Here is a 20,447-nt window from a genome sequence, read left to right on the forward strand (position 1 = left end):
GATTCAGCGGACGCTTACATTTGATCAGGCATTTAAGGATGTGTTTGGTTTACCGGAATCAGTACAACAAAGTTTAAAAGAGGTAACTTAATGGCTCGATACACCATCACCGTTGAAGCCGAAAGACCGCCTCAAATTATGCTGGGTCAGACTATCGGTGGTGCAACGGTGAAGGAGCTTAAAGAGGTTGAAGTCGAACTGGTTTCAGCTTCTTATCTGGCTCAAAAATACAATCTGTCAGTGACCACGATTCGAGAAAAATTAGTTTCGATCAATCAAGGCACACAAGGCAAGGCGCTATACAATCCAAAGTTGGCCCATGACCTGCTGACAACCAAAGTTAAAGTAGGCAGACCGAGAGCTAATTAGCTCTCACTGTCGTTAAACATTTCTACCAGATCCTGAGCATCTGGATTGTAATAAGTATTCACCAGCATTGAGATAGTTTTGTGGCCTGTAATTTTGGCTAGCACTTCAACCGGTAATTTTCTCACCTTCACCATTCTAGTGATGGCTTCATGTCGTGAATCATGGAAGTTGATATGTGTAAGCCCTGCTCTTTTCTTTGCTCTCATCCATGTAGCACAACATATCTGTTTATCAATGGGCAGAAGTTTATCTGTTCCTTTAGGTAATAAAGAAAGCAGTCTTTTGGCTTCACCAGATAAAGGCACGTTTCTGGACTCGCCATTTTTTGTCATCGGTAAATGCACAAAGCCTTCTTTAATATCCTTCCTACGCATTGCCAGTATTTCACCCTGACGCATAGCAGTTTCCAGAGCAAATCGAAATGCCCATGCTACATAGTGGCGTGACGTTTCTGGTGTTGTAGATCCATCCCAGCTTAACGCCTTTAGCAACAATTCTTGATCTTCTTCTGTAATACGCTGACTTCTGGATTTTTCCTTGCTCGGCATAGTGACCGCATGCCAGACGTTAGAATCAATCAAAAACAGTTCTTTCATGGCATAGGTAAACACGGCTGAATAAATGGCGTGTTCATTCCTGAGTGTTGCTATCTTCACTTCTTTTTTACGGTTATTTCGCCATTCTGCAATGTCAGCAGGCTTGAAATCATAAATAGACTTGTCAGCTAAATTTGGTGCAATCCGGTCAAGGTTTTTAATTTTAAAATTGATAGTCCGTGCAGATCGCATGTGACGACCATGCTCTTGATAGTATCTAGCACAAAGTTCCCTAAATGGATAATTCGGCTTTTCGCCTTGTTCTATTGCCTTTTTACCAGATCGAAGTTCAAGCAATTTATTATAGGCCCACTGTTCACATTCCTTCGCTGTGTCTCGGGTGGCTGAATATCTTTGCTTGTCGAAAGTGACAATGATGCGCCAGCTGGACCCTCGCTGGATGGGTTTGGGTATTTTCATTTTATTGGTGCAGATTTGGTGCAGATTACTTTGCATTTTATCGGTAAAGTAAAAAAATGAAAGGATATAGAAGGGATTTTGTGCAGTTTTGGGTATGGTTTAGTGACGGAATAGGATTAATATACTGTTTTAAGTTGTTGTTTTTATTAAAATTAAATCTTTTTATATTTTATTTTTTGTCTTTTTATCAGAAAAGATCATCTAAAATCATTGTATACTACCTACTTTCTTTGTAGCCAAGATCATCATCCCGCGTTGATCAAGCCTGTAGTGAATTTCGATGAGCACCTTAATTCTTGTTACCTCCGCACCGACTTCTATTTATGCCTGGCATGCGCTTGGACTCGCCCAAGCTTTACAACATAAACAGGAAGCTTTCCGTGTATTTTTCTATCAAGATGGCGTGTCGGTCGCAAATGCATTGCAATGGGTGCCCGACGACCAGCGTCATCTCACACGTTCCTGGCAGGATCTGAATATCCGCTTACCTGTTTGTGTCAGTGCAGCCTTAGCGCGTGGTATTACAGATCAGGAAAATGCTCAACGTCACAATATTCAGCAACATAATCTTGCTGATGGTTTTGAATTGGTCGGTCTAGGCGAGCTTGCTGATGCTGTTCAGTCCTCACAACGTCTAATTCAATTTTAGATGCTTCATTTTTCAGGATGTGTTGCTTTTAAAAGGAATCTTGTGTGAAATCTGTACTTGTTATATTAACCCAAGCCAACCTAAACAGCTTGCAGGTGCATGAAAGCCTGTCTGCTACAATGGTACTGGCGACCTTCGGCGCTGAAGTTAAAGTGCTATTACAAGGTGCTGCTTTGAGTCTTTTACGTTCTGAACTCCAGTTTGACCAACTTAAACATGCCTTTAAACTGGCTTCAAATCTGGTGGATAGTTTCGAATTTTATGACCTGACCCCAATTCTGGTTGAACAGAAAAATCAGGACTCTCCTTTTGTAAAGCAAAGCGAACAGGAAATTGAATTAATTGAACTCAATTCAGAATTCGTTCAAAAATTTGATCACGTATTGTATTGGTAAGGACGAAGGATAAATAAATGTCAGATCAAACCGTTTACCTGATCCAGTCAGATTATGCAGCGACGGTGTCAGTCCTTGATCAGTTAGCACAGCTCCATGCTTCAGATGATCAGGTGGTCCTGATGGGAGAATCTGTGCTGTATCTGGACCATGCTTTCGTACAGCAACTGCCGCAAGTTTATATCCTAAAAAATGATGCAGAAATTCTGACCTCACCTTTATCTGAAAATGTTGCTTTACTCGACTACTCCGAATTTGCAGATCTATGTTTAAAATTTAGTCGCTGCATCTCAATGAAATAATCCATGAGTCACATATGAATCTAGAACTAGACCAAGATGGTCATTTAGTCGATTACACCATCTGGAATGAATACGTTGCCCAAGTACTGGCAGATACATTGGAACTTCAACTTACTCCTTGGCATTTTGAAGTGCTACAGGCTGTTCGTCAGTTTTACCAGCAGTTTGGGCATTCTCCTGCAACCCGCCCGCTAATTAAGTTTTTGATGAAGACAGTCAGCCCAGAAATTAACAATGCCTTATTACAGGAAAAGTTTAATACGGGTCTGGTGGCACGTCATTTGAGCCGACTGGCTGGTATCCCGAAACCCGCGAACTGCTTATAAGTTCTAATCTAAAATATGACGGCCATCCGGACTTCGAGTAGCCCAGTATGGTTTACCTGCAGGAATCAATTTTCCGGCAGTCAGACTCTTACGATCAACAATGGTGGCGTAATTATACATCGTGCCCGCAACACAGAGTTTTTCACCGTCTGCACTGATCGACAGGCCATGATGCCGAGAATCATTCACCCATTTAGTACGATCTTTGGGAATGCTATCGCTACCTGGCAACTGACCAATACGGGCCACTTTATTCTAGTTTAAGTCATACTCAATCAAACCATTAAAAAATGATACCTGAGCATAGAGTTTGCTTTCATCCTTGCTAAAAACCATCGGCCGCACTGAATTAGATAAATCTTTTCGACCAAAAGCATCCAATGCCGGTCTAAAGTCAATTTTTTTAAGTACCTGATGGGTATTGGCATCTGCAATAGTGATATAGCGTTTACCTTTGGTAAAATCTTGCCACTGCGCATCAAGAAAGGTTTCTACATTACCAATGGCTGAGTTCAGAATTTTTTTTGCCATTATCAAAGTAGATATTTTCATGCGGTTTATCGCCTGTCGCAAATCGTCCAAGCTCCTTACCAGTATGAATATCCAGTACATGCACCACATTTCCGGAAGATGCAGAAACCGCGACACGCTGGCCATCTGGTGAAACTGCCATGTGATCAGCACGAAAGCCTTCAACCGGAGTACGCCAGTTAATCTTGCCTGTCTTGATGTTGATAGAGACCACATCGGCAAAACTTGGACGGGATGCGACCACTGACTGTCCATCTGGCGTGGAATACATATCGTCGACCAGCTGATCATTACCTTCACCCGCAGTAGCTTGAATATAGGTATAGGCAATCAGTTTAATGGGATTGAGGTGAATCTCTTTCAGACGCTCCTTACGATCAGGAATCATGTTGATCACACCAACCTTGCCAAAGTCACCTGAAGATCGAATCACTGTAACTGTTCCATCCCAGTTATTACCCACAAAGAAAACTTGCTGGGAATTGGGCGGTTGAGGCAAGGTAGACGAATCTGCCTGTGCAGTTGAAAAGACTGAGAGCATGGCCATCGCGGACAAGCTCATACAGAACCGTGATAATCGTTTTTTCTGGATTTCCATGCGGTATTCTCCATATTTTCTATTTTATTGTTTTTATCTTTGTTCAATCCACAGTCAGGCCGTGGATCTCAATCATCCACTATACAATGAAGAAAAAACCATGCTGAATTTTCCGACAGAATAGAAAGGTAAGAATCCAGAAAAGTTGAAGCGTCCATTGATATGAACGCTTCTCAGTAAGATAGTTTTATTGAAAAATGCTTTGAACTTTAGACATCCAATACATCAACGAATTGAGCATCTAGAACCTTAGCTAGGTCCGCAGGTTTTAAACCAATATCCAGACCGCGTTTACCCCCACTGACATAGATTTTATTCAGCTGTTCTGCAGATGCATCAATGACAGTTTTCAGGCGTTTTTTCTGCCCAACCGGACTAATCCCACCGACAAGATAACCGGTTAGACGTTCTGCCTGTTTGGGATCAGCCATTTGTAGCTTTTTACAACCAAAGGCTGATGCTACTTTTTTCAGGTTTAACTGATGGTTGACTGGAAGAACTGCTACAAAATACTGCTTCTCATCCGAAAACAATATTATATAAAGCTAGGCAAATCTAAACAAACTTTAAATTATTGTATTTATTATAAATTAAGCACTTATAAAACCAAAACAAATCTAAACACTATATGCAAAATCTTATTTTGTGAGTAGTATTGTGAGTAATTTTTCAAGTTACTCATATTTTATTTAGGTTACTCACATGCTCACCGACACCAAAATTAAGAGCCTTAAACCAAGAGATAAAGCATATCGTATTGCTGATCATAATGGGCTTTGTATTGAGATTAGACCCACAGGTACAAAACTTTGGCGCTATCGATACCGATTTGAAAACAAGGCTTCAATGTTAAGTTTAGGGGAATATCCAAGGGTAAGTCTAGCAGAAGCAAGAAAGAATCGTGATGAGGCGAAGGCCCTACTCAGTGAAGGTAAAAACCCTGCTTTAGCCCGCAGAGAAGAAAAAGTCATACAAAGTGTAAAAAATGCAAATACATTTAAAGCCGTTGCTGAGGAATATATTGCCGAGATCTTAAAAAACAGATCAGAAAAATACGTTGGAAAAGTAAGATGGTCTCTTGATACGGATATCTACCCAGTAATTGGAGCCAAGAGTGTTGCTGACGTGACTGCTGCAGAAGTCCTGTATATTGCAAGATCAACGATCACTCGTGTTCGGACAACAGGCGCTAGAGGGACTGGTGAAGTTACCGCAGCAAATAATATTAAAATTATTGGTGCTGTTATGCGATATGCAATCGCCACTCTAAGAGCTGAGAATGATCCAACTTATGCAGTACGTGGTTCCATCAATCGTCCAGATGTAGAGCACGCTCAGCCACTATCAAAAGAGCAGCAGGTGCAATTTAGAAAGGGGGTTGATAATTACCATGGTACAGCAACAGTTAAAAATGCCTTACTCACTTTAGCTTATACAATGCTACGCTCAATCGAGATCAGACGTATGAAATGGGAGTATGTCGATTTTGAAGAAAGAATTATTACTTTCCCGATTTCAACACGAAGTAACTCTCAGGAAAGAACCATGAAAAAGAATAGGATCCATCTGGTTCCTATGTCTGATCAACTATTCAATGTACTCAAGTCTCAATATACTGAAACAGGCAACAAAGAGTATGTATTCTCAAGTGCATACAGTAGCGCTACCACAATCGGAAGTGCTACATTGAATAGTGCTCTAAAAAAAATAGGGCTTAAAAACTCGACATCACACGACTTTCGGGCAACCGCGAGTACTATCTTAAATGAGCTCGATTTTGACGATGATTGGATTGAAAAGCAACTTGCTCATGCTGAACAAAACAAAGTAAGGGCATCTTACAATCACGCTAAATACATTAGTCAGCGCCGGAAAATGCTACAAGACTGGGCTGACATAGTTGATAAATGGGGGCAATAAAATGCAGACTAAAAAATTCGATCCAAATAATTTACCAAAAGCTTTAACAGATGAGCAATTAACTCAGAAGTTGATCCCTACCCGCTTTATTCCAGAGAAACCCGAAGAACTTAAAGATAAAAATGTAGTTTATGTTTTTGACAGTTCTGATTCATTTAACCTCACTTATGATGAGTTGGTTGAAATTGTAAGTAAAGCACGAAAGTCTGGACCTAGAATGGTGCCGGTATTAGGTACTGTTGGTTAATTACAAGGAGTAAAGAAATGGAAGATTATAAAGTTTCATTTTATATAGATAATGAAAAACTAGATTTAGAATGTGAAGGGATATTCAAAGCTAATAATAAAGTGGAAGCAATTGATAAGGCAGCCAAAGAATTAAGCCCAACTGATAAGGGCTTTAATACTGTGTTGATATGGGGAAGACCTGATTAAATTTTTTACCTTGGTTTCCATTCAGTTCAAGTGGAAGAATGGTTTTTTACTTTTTACTTAAATGAGAGTTAATTTGAGTGAATATCAAAAAGAGATTGTTAAATCAATAATGATTGTGGTGTCATGGGTATTCTGCCTCTCTATTTCATTTTTTCTTATAACAATCATAGTGTTTAGTTATAACAACACTCAAGAATCTTTAAAAGAAGCTTATACATTGTCCGTTTCTTTTTTTGCAGGGATAAGTACGTTATTTTCTGTACTATTCATAATATTTACTATGTATAAAGACGAGAGAAACAAACTAGAAATTAAAGAAAAGGAAATAAATTTAAGACTGTTTGATGCATATAAGAACTATTATATCCTATCCGAAAACATCCACAACATGCGACACAAACGGTCAGATATTGAAATGCTTCGGCAGTCTTATGAATTAAATCGAAGTAAATTTGCGTTGTGTTTCTGGGAAATTAAAGCTTTATCTGAGGTTATCAAAGATCGTGAAATTAAGGAGGCTTTTTTAACATTTCAGCAAGTCCATGAGAAGTGCATGATTTCCCTTATTAATCTACCAAACATTATTAAATTGTATGAAAACAAAAATATTGACGATGCTAAACTTCAGCAAAATCTTGATGAATATAAAACCTCTTTTAAACCATTTAATATGACTAAACCAATTTCAATAATTACAAAGAAAACAACAGCCTTAATTTAGGAGTTGTCTTCCCCCCACCAAATCAACCAGCGTAAAATTCTCACGCTTAAAGAAGGCTTAACATTTACTCGAATTACCTGATCTTTTTGCATAGTCACCCCACAAAAAAACCCTCAACTTGAGGGCCTTTTAACAGCTTGATTCAGAGCACGTTTGCCTTGAGCGCATTCGACATACATTCGCCGTTCCTTTACCCAGGCTTTAAGTACATACCCACCATCACCCAATTCAATCTCAGGGAGGTCGGGACAGTCCTGAGTCAGATTCGCCGGTAGGTTCCATGCGACCGGCTTCGTTGAGGATTGACACGCCATCAGCATCAAGACACACGTTACGATAAACAGGGCGTTCCGTGATTTTCTCAACTTTGTTGTTAATGACTTCCGTGTGTATTCGATCTTGACCTTTAAGTTCTTCATATTGACCACTCACTTTATCAGCGCGGCTACGTTGTTCACGTTCCGCATCTACATAAGGTTTAATTGCTTTCGCAATATCGGCTTCACGCTGTGACTCACTATGCTCAAGTGCAAAGTGCTTCCATGCACCAAAGGCAACTGCTAGTGCAAGCAAGACAAGTAGCACCACAATCACAGCCTTGTAGAATTGGGCTAAAAATGCATCCAACATCATTTAGGCCTCCGTCACTTTCGTTGCAGATATGTTTTTGATAACTGGTAATTGATAGCGAATAGCAGCTGGACGATTGGTTTTGCCATACCAGTAATACTCAAGATCCTTTGGATCAAAAGTTGCATAACAGACCATATTGTTCTGATTACCACCGTATCCGACGATTTTGCCTGCAGGTGTAATACCTACAACAAAGAACACATGACCACCGCCTGAGCGTGTTTTTGTAGCGATACAGCCATAGGCTGGTTTAGCTAGTTTTCGTTTTTCATCACGATAGGCTAAAGCTCGATACCATGCTGATGGATAAGGCACACCGGCACGCTTTAAACAAATCGCAGTAAATACACCACACCACGGTGTTTCATCTTCTGACCACCAGGCTTTAAGCTCTTTTAGCCAGTTAAGGATGGTCGGGTTATGACGGGTTTTGCTTGTGTCTTCTTTTAGGCCATTGTGCTTATAGGCTTCTACCATCCAGGCCAATTCAGGTGATTGCTTTGTCATTTCTTTCCATTCCCCCAAATCGCCAAAAAGGCTGATTTAATTTCATGCAGCACTTCGGACATGGGTTTCCCCTGCAGTAACGCAAAGGACTGGTAAACAATGCCGATCCCCAATAAGCCAAACACTGCAAAGAACAGCATGATTGCACCTTGGTACATCGTAGATACGTGAAGTAAGTTGAAGTATTCAATGAAAGCCGAACCGCCATATAAACTGACAGTTACGCTGGCCATGAATTTGACGATGACATTCAGTGAGACTTCAATTTTTCCATCTTTATCAATGTCACCACTTAGGACCAGCGCCAAGATTGCACCAACAACTGCAGGTACGATCTTAATGATCCAGGGGATGGTGTTCTCTTGCATAACGCTCTCAATACAAATTCTGATCTATTGATGCATCATTGACTTTTTACAGATAGTTACGCGAACCCTACACAGGAGCATTTAGTCTAAAAAACACACAGCAAGACGTAAAAGCAGTGATTAGCCTGTAAGTACAGAACTTATAGAGCGGATTAAATGAAGAAATTTAAAATGACCTGGATGGAACGTGTTGTGGATCACGAAGGCGATACTCTGCACCACGAAGAAAAAAGCCAAATTATCGAAGCTGAAAATGAAGATGCTGCCTGCGACCAGTGGGAAAAAGAAAATGAGCACAATGAATATCAAAATGGTCTAGATGATGTGGTTGAAATCATCGAAACACCACTTTTTGATAAAAAAATCTTTCTGGATATGCCAGATGGTCTGACCTACGCCATACCGGTGGAAATCATTGCACGTGATCGTGCTGAACATTACAAAAATGAATTCAATGACGATCTGGGTGAAAGCCTGCGTGAAGATACCATCCCGTTATTTTTAGATAATGATTATGAAATTAAGGACTGGGCACGCAACAACATGAACTGGTCTGATGTGAAAGATAAGGCCATCACATTGAAGAAAAAAATTGATTCAGATGAATATCAAGAAGTCTGGGTTAATGGCGAAATGAAGATTACATAAGATGAGTAAGAAATCAGCGTGAGTTGGTTTCTTTTTTAACGACATTCTATGTCATATATTTTTTCTAATCTATTGAACAAAAATGTAAAGATGTTAAATTACAGCGAATGCTAATATAGCATCAGTGATAATTTTTATAGGCAACTTAAAAGGAGGTAATTATGTCAGATAAACATGTCATTGCACTCCGTTTGCCGGATAAAAAACCTTCTGATCTTAAGTTTGGCGAAATGGCTGAACTATTTAAGCAGTTTGCCAATTTACTTAAAGGATCTAAGGATAATTTCGGTTATCTACAGGAAGGGTCTATTTATGTTGGCAGTCCACCATTAGATTCTGAAGAATATAAAGTCGCTATAGATCAAGTTCTACACTCAGACGGTGGGGATCTGGATCAATACTTAAGTAAGCATCTAGATTGGGGTAATGCACAAATCGGCGTACATCGCGAAGGCGAAAGCCCAAAGCAGATGAAAGTGTTACGATCTATAGGAAATGTGATTAAACCTAAAAAGTTTAAACAAAATGATACCCTTAGAGGCAGAGTAAACCGAATTAATACCAGTTCAGAAAGCCACTCTGTTGGTATTACTTTTATAAACGGATTTAAAATAAGCGCTAAAATTGCATTAGATGATGTAAACATACTTAAAACATATTTAGGAACAAATACGCTAATTGACTTCTCTGGTGTTGCTACATACAGCTACGGTGAAGCTTATGAGCTTTATCTAGAGGATTTCAAGTTAAACAGCTATGAGGCCCTAGAAGAAGATTCGATTGAAAAATGGATTTCTGACTTTGTTGGGTTTGGCAGGAGTGGCTGGCAAGATTTGGATGATCCGTACAAGACACTAGAAGATGAACGCTTGCCATGATAATTACTATTGATGCCAATATATTAGTAGCTTTTTTTGATGATAATGCTTTCGATAAAGGTTTTATCCAGTTTTGCAAAGCAAATAATGTGCAACAAGTAATAATTCCAGCTCCTGCAATGTCTGAATTCTTGTCTAGAGATAGCGCTGAAAGATTCCAATTTATTCAAAATAAAAAAAGAATTGCGTCAGTTGTTAGTTTCGATGAAAAAGCAGCTTATATCACTGCTAACATGGCTGAAGATTATTATAAAGATAAATTAGAAATACCTAAGCAAAAGGTCAAAGTAGATCTTCAGATTCTTGGCATTGCAATAGCTAATAAATCAAATTTCATTTTAACCAGAGATAACGACTTTAAGAGTTATGTAGATCATCTAAAGTTAAGAATAGGAATAAAAACTATTTCAGATTTACAAATTATCGACGATCTTTTCGAGTGAGCTAATCAGTTCAGTAAAGCTACCCTCAAGATGGTTTTTAATGCTTGAAAAAGCAGAAAGTTATAGTATAAGTTGAATATAAAAATAAGTTATGAGGTTGTCATGCCTGAGTGGTTAGATTTTAGATTAACTAAAATAGATTATGCTTTTAGAGAGTTTCCAAAACTAAAATATTTATCTTTGCTTTATGCCGCACTGATAATTTTTTCAGCGATTTTTTATATACCTATTTTAAAATTGGCACATAGCTTTAATTATTTCGGTAGTTATCCGCTTCAAGGTTTTATTTCTGAAAATATAAGTTGGTTGTTCTTGGGGCAATTTGTTGTTCCAGTAGTTCTTGTTCTATTTTCTTACTTTGATGTTTCAGGACGCCATGATGAGATGTATTTAAAAAAATATAGACAGTTGCCGAAATGGGTTAGATAAAACCAAGCCTAAACCTCCCTCAGGAGGTTTATTTTTACCTGCATTTATTTTTGTATTTTTTATTAATTTTTATGTAACTTTATGTTATTGATATCCTCAAGCTTTCACTATATAAGTGGTAAGGATCGGAGGGTTCAACATGCTAACAAAAACAGAAATCTTTGTTGTCGTTCTAATGATAGTAGCCTTAATTCTCATCGTTTATGAGATAGGACAAGGTGGTAGTTGGACTTTATAGAATTTAGACTTTATCAAAGTTAAAAAGAAAAGCCCCTTAGAGGGCTTTTTTTATTACTCATCAAACGCAAAACGTCCTATATCTGCATCCTCACGTTTCTTGTTCGGCAGATAAATACCATGCTCTGCTTGCTTCACACGTTTTTCACGCTGACGTAAACTTTGCATCGCTTGGACTCTACTGATCCGGCGTGATGGATTCTTCTGGTTGAAGGCCTGAATCTCTGCCCAGATTTCTTTTTGGCCATCCATATCATCACGCTGAACTGCTCGAACATAATCATTCATTAATTCTGTACGACGCTTATCCAGGCGCTTGGTATGCGAATAAATTGCACTACGTCCTTCGGTGGCCAAACGCACTTCACTTGGGCTAAAACCAACTGCCTGTGCTGCAAGGCTGAACACACCCACATCATCCTTAATCATGACTCCGGTTTTATCCTGTGCACCTTCGGTCGCATAACGAATAGATCGCAATGGAGAGCGCAAGAATACCGGTGACATGGTTTCCACCCCTCGCATGCCGTGCCCTTGCCCAATTTCAGCCAGACCTTTAAAGGTATTGGTTAAAATCCCTACCACTGGGCCTAATCCACTCATCACCATAGCATCACTAAAGTCTTTACCTTCTAACCCGTCCTGCACATCTGGCAATAACAAATTATTAATACCAACACGGCCAGATAAGTCAGCTGGGCCAAATCGTGAAGCACCTTTCATAAGAACTTCTGAGGTCTTGGTACCCAGTGCATCGGCAAGAGCATTACGCAAAGCAGCTTCTGCATCCCATGGTTCATCGTCATCACTTCCGAGCATTGAAGCCATGGCCAGAATCGGCCCAACCAACGGCAAGCCCATTACTCCGGCAAATACAGTATGCATTCCAATAATTCCGGCCAATGCCCGCTGTGCCTCACGACGTGCTTCAGGAGTTTCGCCTTTAAGCGACTGGTGAGCGGTACGGGCCAAGGTGTAAATCATGTTCTGGCCAAACTGTTTGAACAGTAAAATGACCTTGGCAATATTGCCCTGCATGATTCGTGGACGGTTCCCTGATGAATAGTCGAAGTGGCCCTTATAGGTAGAGTCCATTGCCTGCTCAAAAGCCTGGTCGTGCATTGAGCCACTATCACGTGCTAACCGGTACGCTGCAATAAATGTCACTTCGCGGTTAAAACGTTCAGCATTATGGAATAAAGTACTTGCTACCCGCATAACCGGACGCAGTTTCCACATCACCCCGCTGTCTTCGCCTTGGGCAATACCAGCCAAGTCATGTGCCATGGTCACATCGATCACACCACGACGCACAGCTTCTTCATAAGCCTTGAGCTCATCGCCTTTAAGAATCTTGGCAATATCATTTTCCCAGTTCTTTGGATTGATCCCTTTGATCGATACACCTTTACGGAAATCATTTGATGCCTGGGCCAGCGCTGCCCCTGCTTTATCATAGCCCCACTTCGCACCCATCTGAGGATAGGCTACCAAGACTGTTTGCAAGGTGTTTACTGCTGCCGATGCCGGTGATAGACCTAGGTAATATAAGAAACCTAAACTGGTTAAAGCTGTAGATAATGGGTGTGAATTTGCTTCCATCATATTCTTGTGACGCTTATTCATCTCATCGATGACTTGCTGTGCTACCGGCTGCTCATAATCCTCATCAATTTTGGCCTGCTCTGAAGCATGCTTTTGCATCCCATCCAGCATTTCTTCAAGTTGATCTTTATAACGCAGCTTGGCCAGATAACTACCACCATGGAACATATTCTGGGCAAAGGCACGACGAGCATCCTGGCTAAAACCTGCAGTACCTTTACGGTGTACGCTGTGTTTGGCATAGCTGAGGTCTGGCAATGATTTTAAATACAACTGCCCTAAAATATCTTCTAACTCTGCCTGACGCTGTGCATTCAAACCAAAACTGCCCAACTCATTGAACAGGTTGGTCATAAAGCCACGGCCTACTCCATCACGCGCAGCATCATATTCCTTATCCAGCATTGGCTTATGCACTTTGGCATTCGGGTAATCACCGTGCAGGATCTCACGCAGTTTATGTGCTTCAGATAAGGTTTCAGCACGACTGACACTAATCACCTGATCTTTTGCATCACGAACCAGTACTACATATTTACCGAAACGCTGTAATGGGAAGTACACGCCTTGCGTATAACCAAAGAAATTGGCATCCATCTGCTGCAGTAATTCAGTCTTCTTCTGATTACTCATACTTGAGCGCAGAATACGATCCTGAATTGCCTGGCGCACATCACGGTGATGCTTTTTATAGGCATCACGTGCTTCTCGATAAACCTTTTTCGCATCATCAGATAATGCATCAAACTGTTTTTTTAGCTTGGCATATTCTGCAACATTGTCACCTGGCTGATATGGCTTGGCCGGATCGATCTTGGCCAAGGTTGCATCATGCATTACATTGGCCAACTCTTTTTCATCTTTTAAGTCAGCCCAACGACGTGCCAGTTCATCTGACATTGCAGCCACTTCATTCTGATCAGCATCCATCATCGCCACCATATCGTTATATGGTTTTAATTGTGGTAATAGCTTTTGATACAACTCTGTCAGCTGACGACGGCCCAGTGCACCTAATACATACTGCAATGCATGTGTGGCTTTATACCCTGCTTCGGTTTTAAGTTTATTACGGCCCTGCTTATTCATATTGCCGACTAGATTCTGAATAATCTGCTGTGCATTGGCCTGCCGGCTAAATCGAATGTCGGTATCTTGACTGCTAAATAGTCCAGTATTTCCAACGGCTGATTTGACCTGTTCGGGGTTAAATGCGACTAGATAGTCCATATCGTTGAACTGGTGCCGAATCCCGTTAAAACCGTCCTGCATAGCGCCAACAATCTGCTCACGTGTGGTCTTGGAATTGCTATCAAACATCTCTGGGATATTGGCAAACAGTGGCATCACTGTCCCTTCACTGTTTTGAGAACGACTGCCAGCATAATTTTGCGCTTCTTCATAACGATCGGTTAGATACACGCCACGACCCAGTAAACCACCTCCGAGTTTAAAGCGGGTAAATTGGGAAGATGTACCGTGGTAAACCACTTGAGGTTCGCCATTCTCGTCGACCACTTTAGAGGCAGTCTCAGGGCTATTTTCCCAGTCACCAAACCATTGTTTAAATTCTGGTGTCCGTACCTGCAACCACTGTTGTTCAGTCAGATTAGTTGGCTGGCCATTCGGTGCTTTCATCCACTGATCTGTACCCTGAAGTTGAGCACGCACATTTTCTACAGAAGTCGGTTCGGCAATCTGCTGCTGGATCATGCGGTTGGCCAAAGCCACCATATCGTTTTCATTCAGGTTTAAATTGATACCCAAGCGATCAAAGGCCCATGCCTTCACAGCACTCACGACCTTATCAATAAAACGCTTGATTGCACTTTTTTGCAGGGCATTCATTTCCTGCTGAGTCGAAGCCAGGGTTAAAAGATAAGGTAGGTATTCCAGCTGCTGTGTTTTGGCATCAGTTTCCCGTTCGGCAAGACGTTTGGCTTCTAGTGCAAGCGGATGTTTACGCTGTACCATATCGTTGAATATACCCATAAGGTCGGCATATTTTTCTTCACTCATGACATTCTGGAAGCCGCCATGCCCACCCAGCTCATGCAGGAAGGTTGGAATTATGCTGGTTTCATTCAGGTTGCTTGCAACCAAGGTCACACGGCCATTCTGATAAAAACCTTCCACACCTGGTTCATCTACAGTGCTGACAATATCCAGCAAGCCACGACGCTCTAGGCTAGAAATGGTCTTTTCACCGAAGCGCTCAACTAGAGCTTCACGGACTTGTTCTGGTGTCTGGCCAGACTGCACATTATCTTGAGCACGACTATAGAGACGTGAACCGGTATCAGTCTTCTCAGTCTGCAACCCGCCGATCAGATCATCAAAAGCCTGATTGATTGCAACACGTTCCTCACCAGATGGGAAAGGACGTTTTACCCCATACGGCGTGAGGATGCCCACATTTTCAGGACCATAATTCAGGAAAGGACTACGGGCATTCTTGGCAGCGATCTTATCTTCTACATAACCCTGGAATGCACGTGCCGACATTTCGTGTGGAGTCGTCCAATAGTCACTACCACGCCCTTGATCCAGTTCTTTGGCATTCATGGCGAATTCAGTCGGCACAGACTTGTACTTGGTGGTGCTTTGCTGTGCATCAGCCAGCATTTTAAGACGGCTCATATAGCGGCTCATGCTGCCACGAAGATAGTCCAGCACTCCCTTAAAGTCTGCATTAAATCCTGATCGGCCACGGACAGCTTTAAAAATCTCATTGATCTTATCCAGCGCATCATTGGTATGGCGGTACCCACCAAAAGTACTACGGCTTTTGGGGTTCTTACGCGCCTCAGTCTCAAGCAACTGGCCTGTGATAATAAGCTCTGCTGCAGTGTCGAACTCTGCCAGCTGGTCTGCAGAAGCAGGTTTATTAAACCGTTTGTAGTACTGCGGATCGAGCTGCTTGGTCAGGTTCTCACGGATAGAATTTAGCTTATCCTGAACTTCGTCACGTGAACGTGCTACAAACTCGTCTGCTGCCTGGGTATCTTCAATATAAGCCTGTGACTTTTTAAACATGGTCACCATGAGCTTTTCAAAGGCATTGCGCACATCTTCACGCACACCCGACTTCACCACCTTGAAACCATGACTTGCAAAGCGATCTGCCGGGTTCGATTTTACGTTCAGGCTACGTGAGCCATCTTCATGCTGGATCCATGCAGAACTGGCTGAACCATCCTGGCGTGACAGGTAATGATCGAATGCGTGCCACCATTCATGCGCCAGAGATCCGGCACCGTTCATTTTGGTGAGATTGATCACGACACGATTAGATTCATAATGTGCTTTGGCACTACTCAGTCCTTGACCACGTGCACCAAATGCCAGTGCAAGTTCTCCATTCAGGCTTAAAGCTTCTGGTGGGATATTCAAGACTTCAGCCAGATCCATCAGGCCATCAAATGCATCATTCAATAATTCCTGACGCTCTGCCTGGTTATTCCAGTTGCCGAACTCGACTCCACGGAATCCGAATACACGGCTAAAGTCAGAATCTTTGGCATCTCCTTCACGGCGAGCAACACCGGTACGCTGAGTATTCTCAGGACGTGGCAAATCCAGTTCACCAAATGTGGTATTGGTCTCTAAAATTTCCTGCGCATGACGTACCAGATATTCATTTGCTGCATCACGGGTATCAAACAACTGCTGCACAACCTGCACATGCTTGCGGTCTGATACGGTTCGGACAATGATGTAGCCTTTTTTTCCATCTTTTGTGTCAGTGGTGACACGATGCTTCATGGCAACCGCTGCCACAGGTAAAAACTTCTCAGCTTCTTCCTGGCTATTAAACATTTGATTGGTCAGGCGACGGTTATTGCCCATCCAGTCCTTATTTTTGGTATCTGAAATCGTCCACTTGCCGACTTCAGCTGGATTGGATGATGCTGCAATTTCCGAAATCTCAAAACGCTTTGCCCAAGTCGGACGGTCATCTTTAGGTTTTTCTGCTACAGGTTTTTTACCAGTTTTTACTGCAGTGTCTTTACGTGCACCACCAATTTTTTCACCAAAGTCCTGAATGACTTCTTTTGGTTTTTTGACTGCAGGCTTTTCTAAGGAAACAGCCTTTGAACCATCCGGTTTTTCCGAGTTTGTTTTGGTACCCTCATTCATAAGGGTACCATTTGCATTTTTCTTTTGCGCCGGAGCTGGACTGTCTTGCACCAGAGCTTTTTCTTGTTTCGGTGCTTTCCCCACCCATTTGCCCGTAGCAGGATGCTTCATTCCCAGAATTTCAACACGGCCATTTTCATGCTGTACCGCATGATAGTTTGGATTCTTAAGTGCATTTCTCTTTTTAGGGACGCTGTGTAGGTCAATGGTGAATTCATCAGCCAGTGTTTCCACATCAGCCATTACGCTTTCAAGACTATCACCATAGTCACGCTGAACATTCTGTGGATCAAGAGTGGTTTCAGACTGAGGTACTACAGTCTCACCTGCAGGTTTCTTGGTATCCCCATCTTTTAACCAAGTCTTAAACTCATCCTTATTCATGGCGCGAACCGGCCCAACCTTCCAGCCCTTATCAAAATTGGATGAATAGGCCTGAACTGCATCTTCCTGTGAATTAAAGCCCATCATTACTTTATGTTCATCAAAGCCACCAGTTTTCTGGTCTATCTGATCAACGACAAAGATCTGTTCAGACTCAGGATTACGGCCTACATAGGTATCAATGTGTTCATTGTCTGCGCCAGTTGTTTTTTTGATATAACCATAATGGTCACTCATGGTATGTGCCCATTCTTTTCCATCAGGATCGGTACCACGACGTTCAGAACCACGCGGATTTTCTACAGCAATATCTAAACCATGAACTTTGATATGTCCCTTCTTGTAATTTCCGGCTTCAATTTGTGCCTGGGTCGGTTCTGGCAAATCATTCTGAATGCTGGTCGCGGCTGCATGGGCTGCATTGTCTAAATCAGAATCTTCGTTATTACCTAGCCATTCACCGCTATGTTGATCCTTAACAGCCGTGACTTTACCGATAAAGGTTTTCGGGTTGTAGTCGATCTTATAATTTGGGTTGTTCTTAACCTTGTCATATTCACGGTCAGATAACTCATAACTGCCTGAACTTTCAATTTCGTCAGCAATCGCAGTGACACGTGCATTTGTTAGACCATGGGTTTCACGTACACGATCATTTGCTTCAGTGAAGATTTCAGGGTTTGCTTCACGCATTCGTTGACGTACAGCATTTACTTTTGCAATAGAGCGATCCATCTTGGCAAAGTTTTCACGATGATTTTCAACAGTAGACTTTTGCGGGCTGTCGATATTCACATCGCTTTGCGTCTGAATAGAAAGTTCATTCTGTAGTTCAGTAATCTGCTTACGGATCTGTGCCTTTTTAGGTACTGATTTTTCAATGACAAGCTGTGCTTCCAGTTCGGTTACTTTGGATTGAGCATCAAGTAGTTTGGATTTTGCTTCGCTAGTTTGGATTTCATTTAGACTTTGGTTAGGTGGGACGATCTGACCTGCATCAGATTTCGCAGGTTGTAATCCCTTCTGCGCTGTTCCTGTTGTTGCTCCCATTGCAGACGCTGTAGTGGTGTCATACTGTTCAGAAACTGATTGGCTTCCATTGTTAATCGGTGCATTTCCTTGCTGTATTGTTCCATTCTGAATACCTTCATCAAACGTGATTGGTGCATTTTGTTCTCCTTGCTGACGCTGTTTCAGTTGTTCAATCGCCGTAGTAACGTCTGCGCCATAAGTATTCTGCTTGCCATGGATCTGTTCAGGTGTAAGTTCACGTGCTGCATCTGCTGCCTGTTGCAATGGTACATTACTGTCTTCAGTCTTCTCGGCAGCGTTAGAAGTTGTTTCAGCTGCCGCTTGTGCCTGCATTTCAATTTGCATCTGCTGAGATACACCACTGTCTACAGCTGTTGCAGCTGCTGCAGAAAGTGGACCTAGATTTGGATCAAGCCCCATCTGCTCGGATGGTGTTAAATCGACTTTCTTGGAGTCAATAATAGGTTTTTGAGGATTATTATCAAAAGGACTGATACCGTTATAGTCCACCACAGGATCTGGTGTTTCTAAACCAAACGTATTATTAAATTGAATCTGACGTTCTAAATCAGTTTGACCTTGCTCGGGTCGCTCAAAGTCAATGCCATTGTCTGCTTGCTGTGGCTGTTCATCAACAAGACTTAACTGTGTAGCTATTTCTGGGGGTGCATAGTTCACGCCATTCTCATAACGCGGATTCCCATCGGCCGCCTCTAAACGGTTCATGTCAATGATCGGGCTAGCTATTGGTGCATTATCGGAAAATGGATTTAATTTGCTTGGGTCAAGCACAGGATCTGGCACATCTCCACCAAATAATTGTGATTGCGCATCACGCATCGCTTGGGTTTCTTGGGCTTGCTGTGCAGCTTGTTGCGCTACTTTAAGCTGTTCTTGAGCGTTATAACGCTGGTTATGACCTTGTACATTTAAGCCTGAAGCAGCACCACCCATGGTCATGCCTGCCAATGCTCCCATGACGATCGCATCGTCCACACCATCCATCAGGTCTTTGTTTAAGGCATAGTTCTGTAATACCTGCTCTTGTGCTGACTGTGGTAATTCCTCAAGCAAGCCTTCACTCAGTGCACCAAGTACAACATGTTTTGGCACCTGTTTGAGTGGCACCTTGGCAATTTCACCAGCCACTTGCTGTGCATTGGCACCGGCAAGCATACTATCAATATCACCGAAGCCAAACTTCTTCGCTACCGCACCACCAGCTAAACCAAATAGTGTGCCGAGTGCACCTGTTGCCACTGATGCTGCTACCTGATTGCCAGTGAGTAGACCATCATCAGTTTGCTGACGGATATTCTCTGCTTGAGATCCGGCCATCATTGTACCTTCACCAATTGCACCACCCACCATTGGGCTAATTGCCCCTTTGGTTGCGGTACTCAGGCCACGGCCGACTAAACCACCTGCGACCATAGTTGGTAAAGATTCAGCCACGGTATTGGTGATTAATGTTGGATTTGTTAAAGCGACTTTGGTTTTATCAATGATTCCTTCAGCATCGCTAAATTTTTGTGACTGTGCTTTAGCTTGATCCGTTTTCTTATCTGCCCAGTATTCACGACCGGAACCAGGTGTATACAAACCTGAATCTTCCACAGTCTTTCCGACCGCACTGCCAGTGAGTATGTCCCCTATACCGATCGCAACGTCCGGGAGTGATGCTGCGCCTGCTGCAAGAGAAGCACCAATATCTCGTACATGGCCACTGAAACCCTTTGATTTTTCAACTTCTGGTTCTGGATTCCCATTCCACTTATGCTCCCAAGGCTTTTTATTCTGGGTGCTAACAGAGGTTTCGGCAGGCTGATTCCAGCTCTGTTCCCACGGTTTCTTTTGTTCAGACATGACATACTCCTACGG

General features: G+C 42.1%; 17 protein-coding genes and 3 pseudogenes. 13 read left to right on the forward strand and 7 right to left on the reverse strand.

All coding sequences use genetic code 11. The annotated features are described in order from the left end of the window. Positions 1–90 precede the first annotated feature (90 nt). Positions 91–369, forward strand: a complete 279-nt coding sequence (locus tag B3Q46_RS01705) for a hypothetical protein (protein ID WP_034171181.1) — start codon at positions 91–93, stop codon at positions 367–369. Here B3Q46_RS01705 and B3Q46_RS01710 read toward each other — a convergent pair. After that, positions 366–1,385 carry a tyrosine-type recombinase/integrase gene (locus B3Q46_RS01710; RefSeq protein WP_034171182.1) on the reverse strand — a complete coding sequence of 340 codons (1,020 nt, stop codon included), beginning with the start codon at positions 1,383–1,385 and terminating at the stop codon, positions 366–368. The genes B3Q46_RS01705 and B3Q46_RS01710 overlap by 4 nt on opposite strands. Positions 1,386–1,665: 280 nt before the next feature. Between B3Q46_RS01710 and tusD the strand changes: the two genes are divergently transcribed. From tusD to B3Q46_RS01730, 4 genes are read left to right on the forward strand one after another with little or no spacing between them, the layout of a single operon-like run. Then, the gene (tusD, locus tag B3Q46_RS01715; protein ID WP_004785936.1) at positions 1,666–2,034 is read left to right on the forward strand and encodes a sulfurtransferase complex subunit TusD; all 369 of its coding nucleotides are present in this window, start codon (positions 1,666–1,668) and stop codon (positions 2,032–2,034) included. A 44-nt stretch (positions 2,035–2,078) separates the two neighbouring features. Next, positions 2,079–2,429 carry a hypothetical protein gene (locus B3Q46_RS01720; RefSeq protein WP_005235449.1) on the forward strand — a complete coding sequence of 117 codons (351 nt, stop codon included), beginning with the start codon at positions 2,079–2,081 and terminating at the stop codon, positions 2,427–2,429. A gap of 17 nt (positions 2,430–2,446) precedes the next feature. Beyond that, positions 2,447–2,731: a DsrH/TusB family sulfur metabolism protein gene (locus B3Q46_RS01725; protein ID WP_286712990.1), complete on the forward strand. Its 285-nt coding sequence runs from the start codon at positions 2,447–2,449 to the stop codon at positions 2,729–2,731. Between the two features lie 14 nt (positions 2,732–2,745). Next, positions 2,746–3,057, forward strand: coding sequence for a TusE/DsrC/DsvC family sulfur relay protein (locus tag B3Q46_RS01730; protein WP_214001266.1), 312 nt, complete (start codon positions 2,746–2,748; stop codon positions 3,055–3,057). An 18-nt stretch (positions 3,058–3,075) separates the two neighbouring features. Here the strand turns inward: B3Q46_RS01730 and B3Q46_RS01735 are convergent. Further along, positions 3,076–4,186 (reverse strand): annotated as a pseudogene (locus tag B3Q46_RS01735) (YncE family protein); the annotation flags it as partial. A gap of 209 nt (positions 4,187–4,395) precedes the next feature. Then, positions 4,396–4,722: pseudogene (locus B3Q46_RS01740) on the reverse strand (aminoacyl-tRNA deacylase); the annotation flags it as partial. A gap of 166 nt (positions 4,723–4,888) precedes the next feature. Here B3Q46_RS01740 and B3Q46_RS01745 point away from each other — a divergent pair. The 4 genes from B3Q46_RS01745 to B3Q46_RS01760 all read left to right on the forward strand — a co-directional run bounded on the left by B3Q46_RS01745 (position 4,889) and on the right by B3Q46_RS01760 (position 7,262). Further along, positions 4,889–6,106 carry a tyrosine-type recombinase/integrase gene (locus tag B3Q46_RS01745; RefSeq protein ID WP_174894421.1) on the forward strand — a complete coding sequence of 406 codons (1,218 nt, stop codon included), beginning with the start codon at positions 4,889–4,891 and terminating at the stop codon, positions 6,104–6,106. Between the two features lies 1 nt (position 6,107). Next, entirely contained in the window at positions 6,108–6,353 is a 246-nt protein-coding gene (locus tag B3Q46_RS01750) for a hypothetical protein (RefSeq protein WP_286712995.1), read from the forward strand. 17 nt (positions 6,354–6,370) lie between these two features. After that, entirely contained in the window at positions 6,371–6,541 is a 171-nt protein-coding gene (locus B3Q46_RS01755) for a hypothetical protein (protein WP_286712997.1), read from the forward strand. A 73-nt stretch (positions 6,542–6,614) separates the two neighbouring features. After that, entirely contained in the window at positions 6,615–7,262 is a 648-nt protein-coding gene (locus B3Q46_RS01760; protein ID WP_286712999.1) for a hypothetical protein, read from the forward strand. A gap of 234 nt (positions 7,263–7,496) precedes the next feature. On the opposite strand, the gene B3Q46_RS01765 is transcribed toward B3Q46_RS01760, so the two are convergent. The 3 genes and pseudogenes from B3Q46_RS01765 to B3Q46_RS01775 form a co-directional block, all read right to left on the reverse strand. After that, positions 7,497–7,895 (reverse strand): hypothetical protein, encoded by a 399-nt coding sequence (locus tag B3Q46_RS01765; RefSeq protein ID WP_286713001.1) that lies wholly within the window; start codon positions 7,893–7,895, stop codon positions 7,497–7,499. After that, a pseudogene (locus B3Q46_RS01770) lies at positions 7,896–8,384 on the reverse strand (TIGR02594 family protein); the annotation flags it as partial. It lies immediately after the preceding gene. A gap of 14 nt (positions 8,385–8,398) precedes the next feature. Then, positions 8,399–8,770: a hypothetical protein gene (locus B3Q46_RS01775; protein ID WP_184103936.1), complete on the reverse strand. Its 372-nt coding sequence runs from the start codon at positions 8,768–8,770 to the stop codon at positions 8,399–8,401. A 156-nt stretch (positions 8,771–8,926) separates the two neighbouring features. On the opposite strand from B3Q46_RS01775, the gene B3Q46_RS01780 reads away from it, so the two are divergent. The 4 genes from B3Q46_RS01780 (at position 8,927) to B3Q46_RS01795 (ending at position 11,168) form a co-directional block, all read left to right on the forward strand. Then, positions 8,927–9,418 carry a hypothetical protein gene (locus B3Q46_RS01780; RefSeq protein ID WP_286713003.1) on the forward strand — a complete coding sequence of 164 codons (492 nt, stop codon included), beginning with the start codon at positions 8,927–8,929 and terminating at the stop codon, positions 9,416–9,418. Positions 9,419–9,579: 161 nt separating this feature from the next. Further along, a complete protein-coding gene (locus tag B3Q46_RS01785) occupies positions 9,580–10,296 on the forward strand; it encodes a hypothetical protein (protein WP_286713005.1) in 717 nt (238 codons plus the stop codon). Next, positions 10,293–10,739 (forward strand): PIN domain-containing protein, encoded by a 447-nt coding sequence (locus B3Q46_RS01790; RefSeq protein ID WP_286713007.1) that lies wholly within the window; start codon positions 10,293–10,295, stop codon positions 10,737–10,739. Before B3Q46_RS01785 ends, B3Q46_RS01790 begins: the two co-directional genes overlap by 4 nt. 102 nt (positions 10,740–10,841) lie before the next feature. Next, entirely contained in the window at positions 10,842–11,168 is a 327-nt protein-coding gene (locus B3Q46_RS01795) for a hypothetical protein (RefSeq protein WP_286713009.1), read from the forward strand. Between the two features lie 291 nt (positions 11,169–11,459). On the opposite strand, the gene B3Q46_RS01800 is transcribed toward B3Q46_RS01795, so the two are convergent. Further along, on the reverse strand, positions 11,460–20,432 hold the full coding sequence (locus B3Q46_RS01800) for a PLxRFG domain-containing protein (RefSeq protein ID WP_286713011.1): 8,973 nt from the start codon (positions 20,430–20,432) through the stop codon (positions 11,460–11,462). Between the last annotated feature and the right edge of the window lie 15 nt (positions 20,433–20,447).

Source organism: Acinetobacter sp. UBA2581, from assembly GCF_002339435.1.
GTDB lineage: Bacteria > Pseudomonadota > Gammaproteobacteria > Pseudomonadales > Moraxellaceae > Acinetobacter > Acinetobacter variabilis.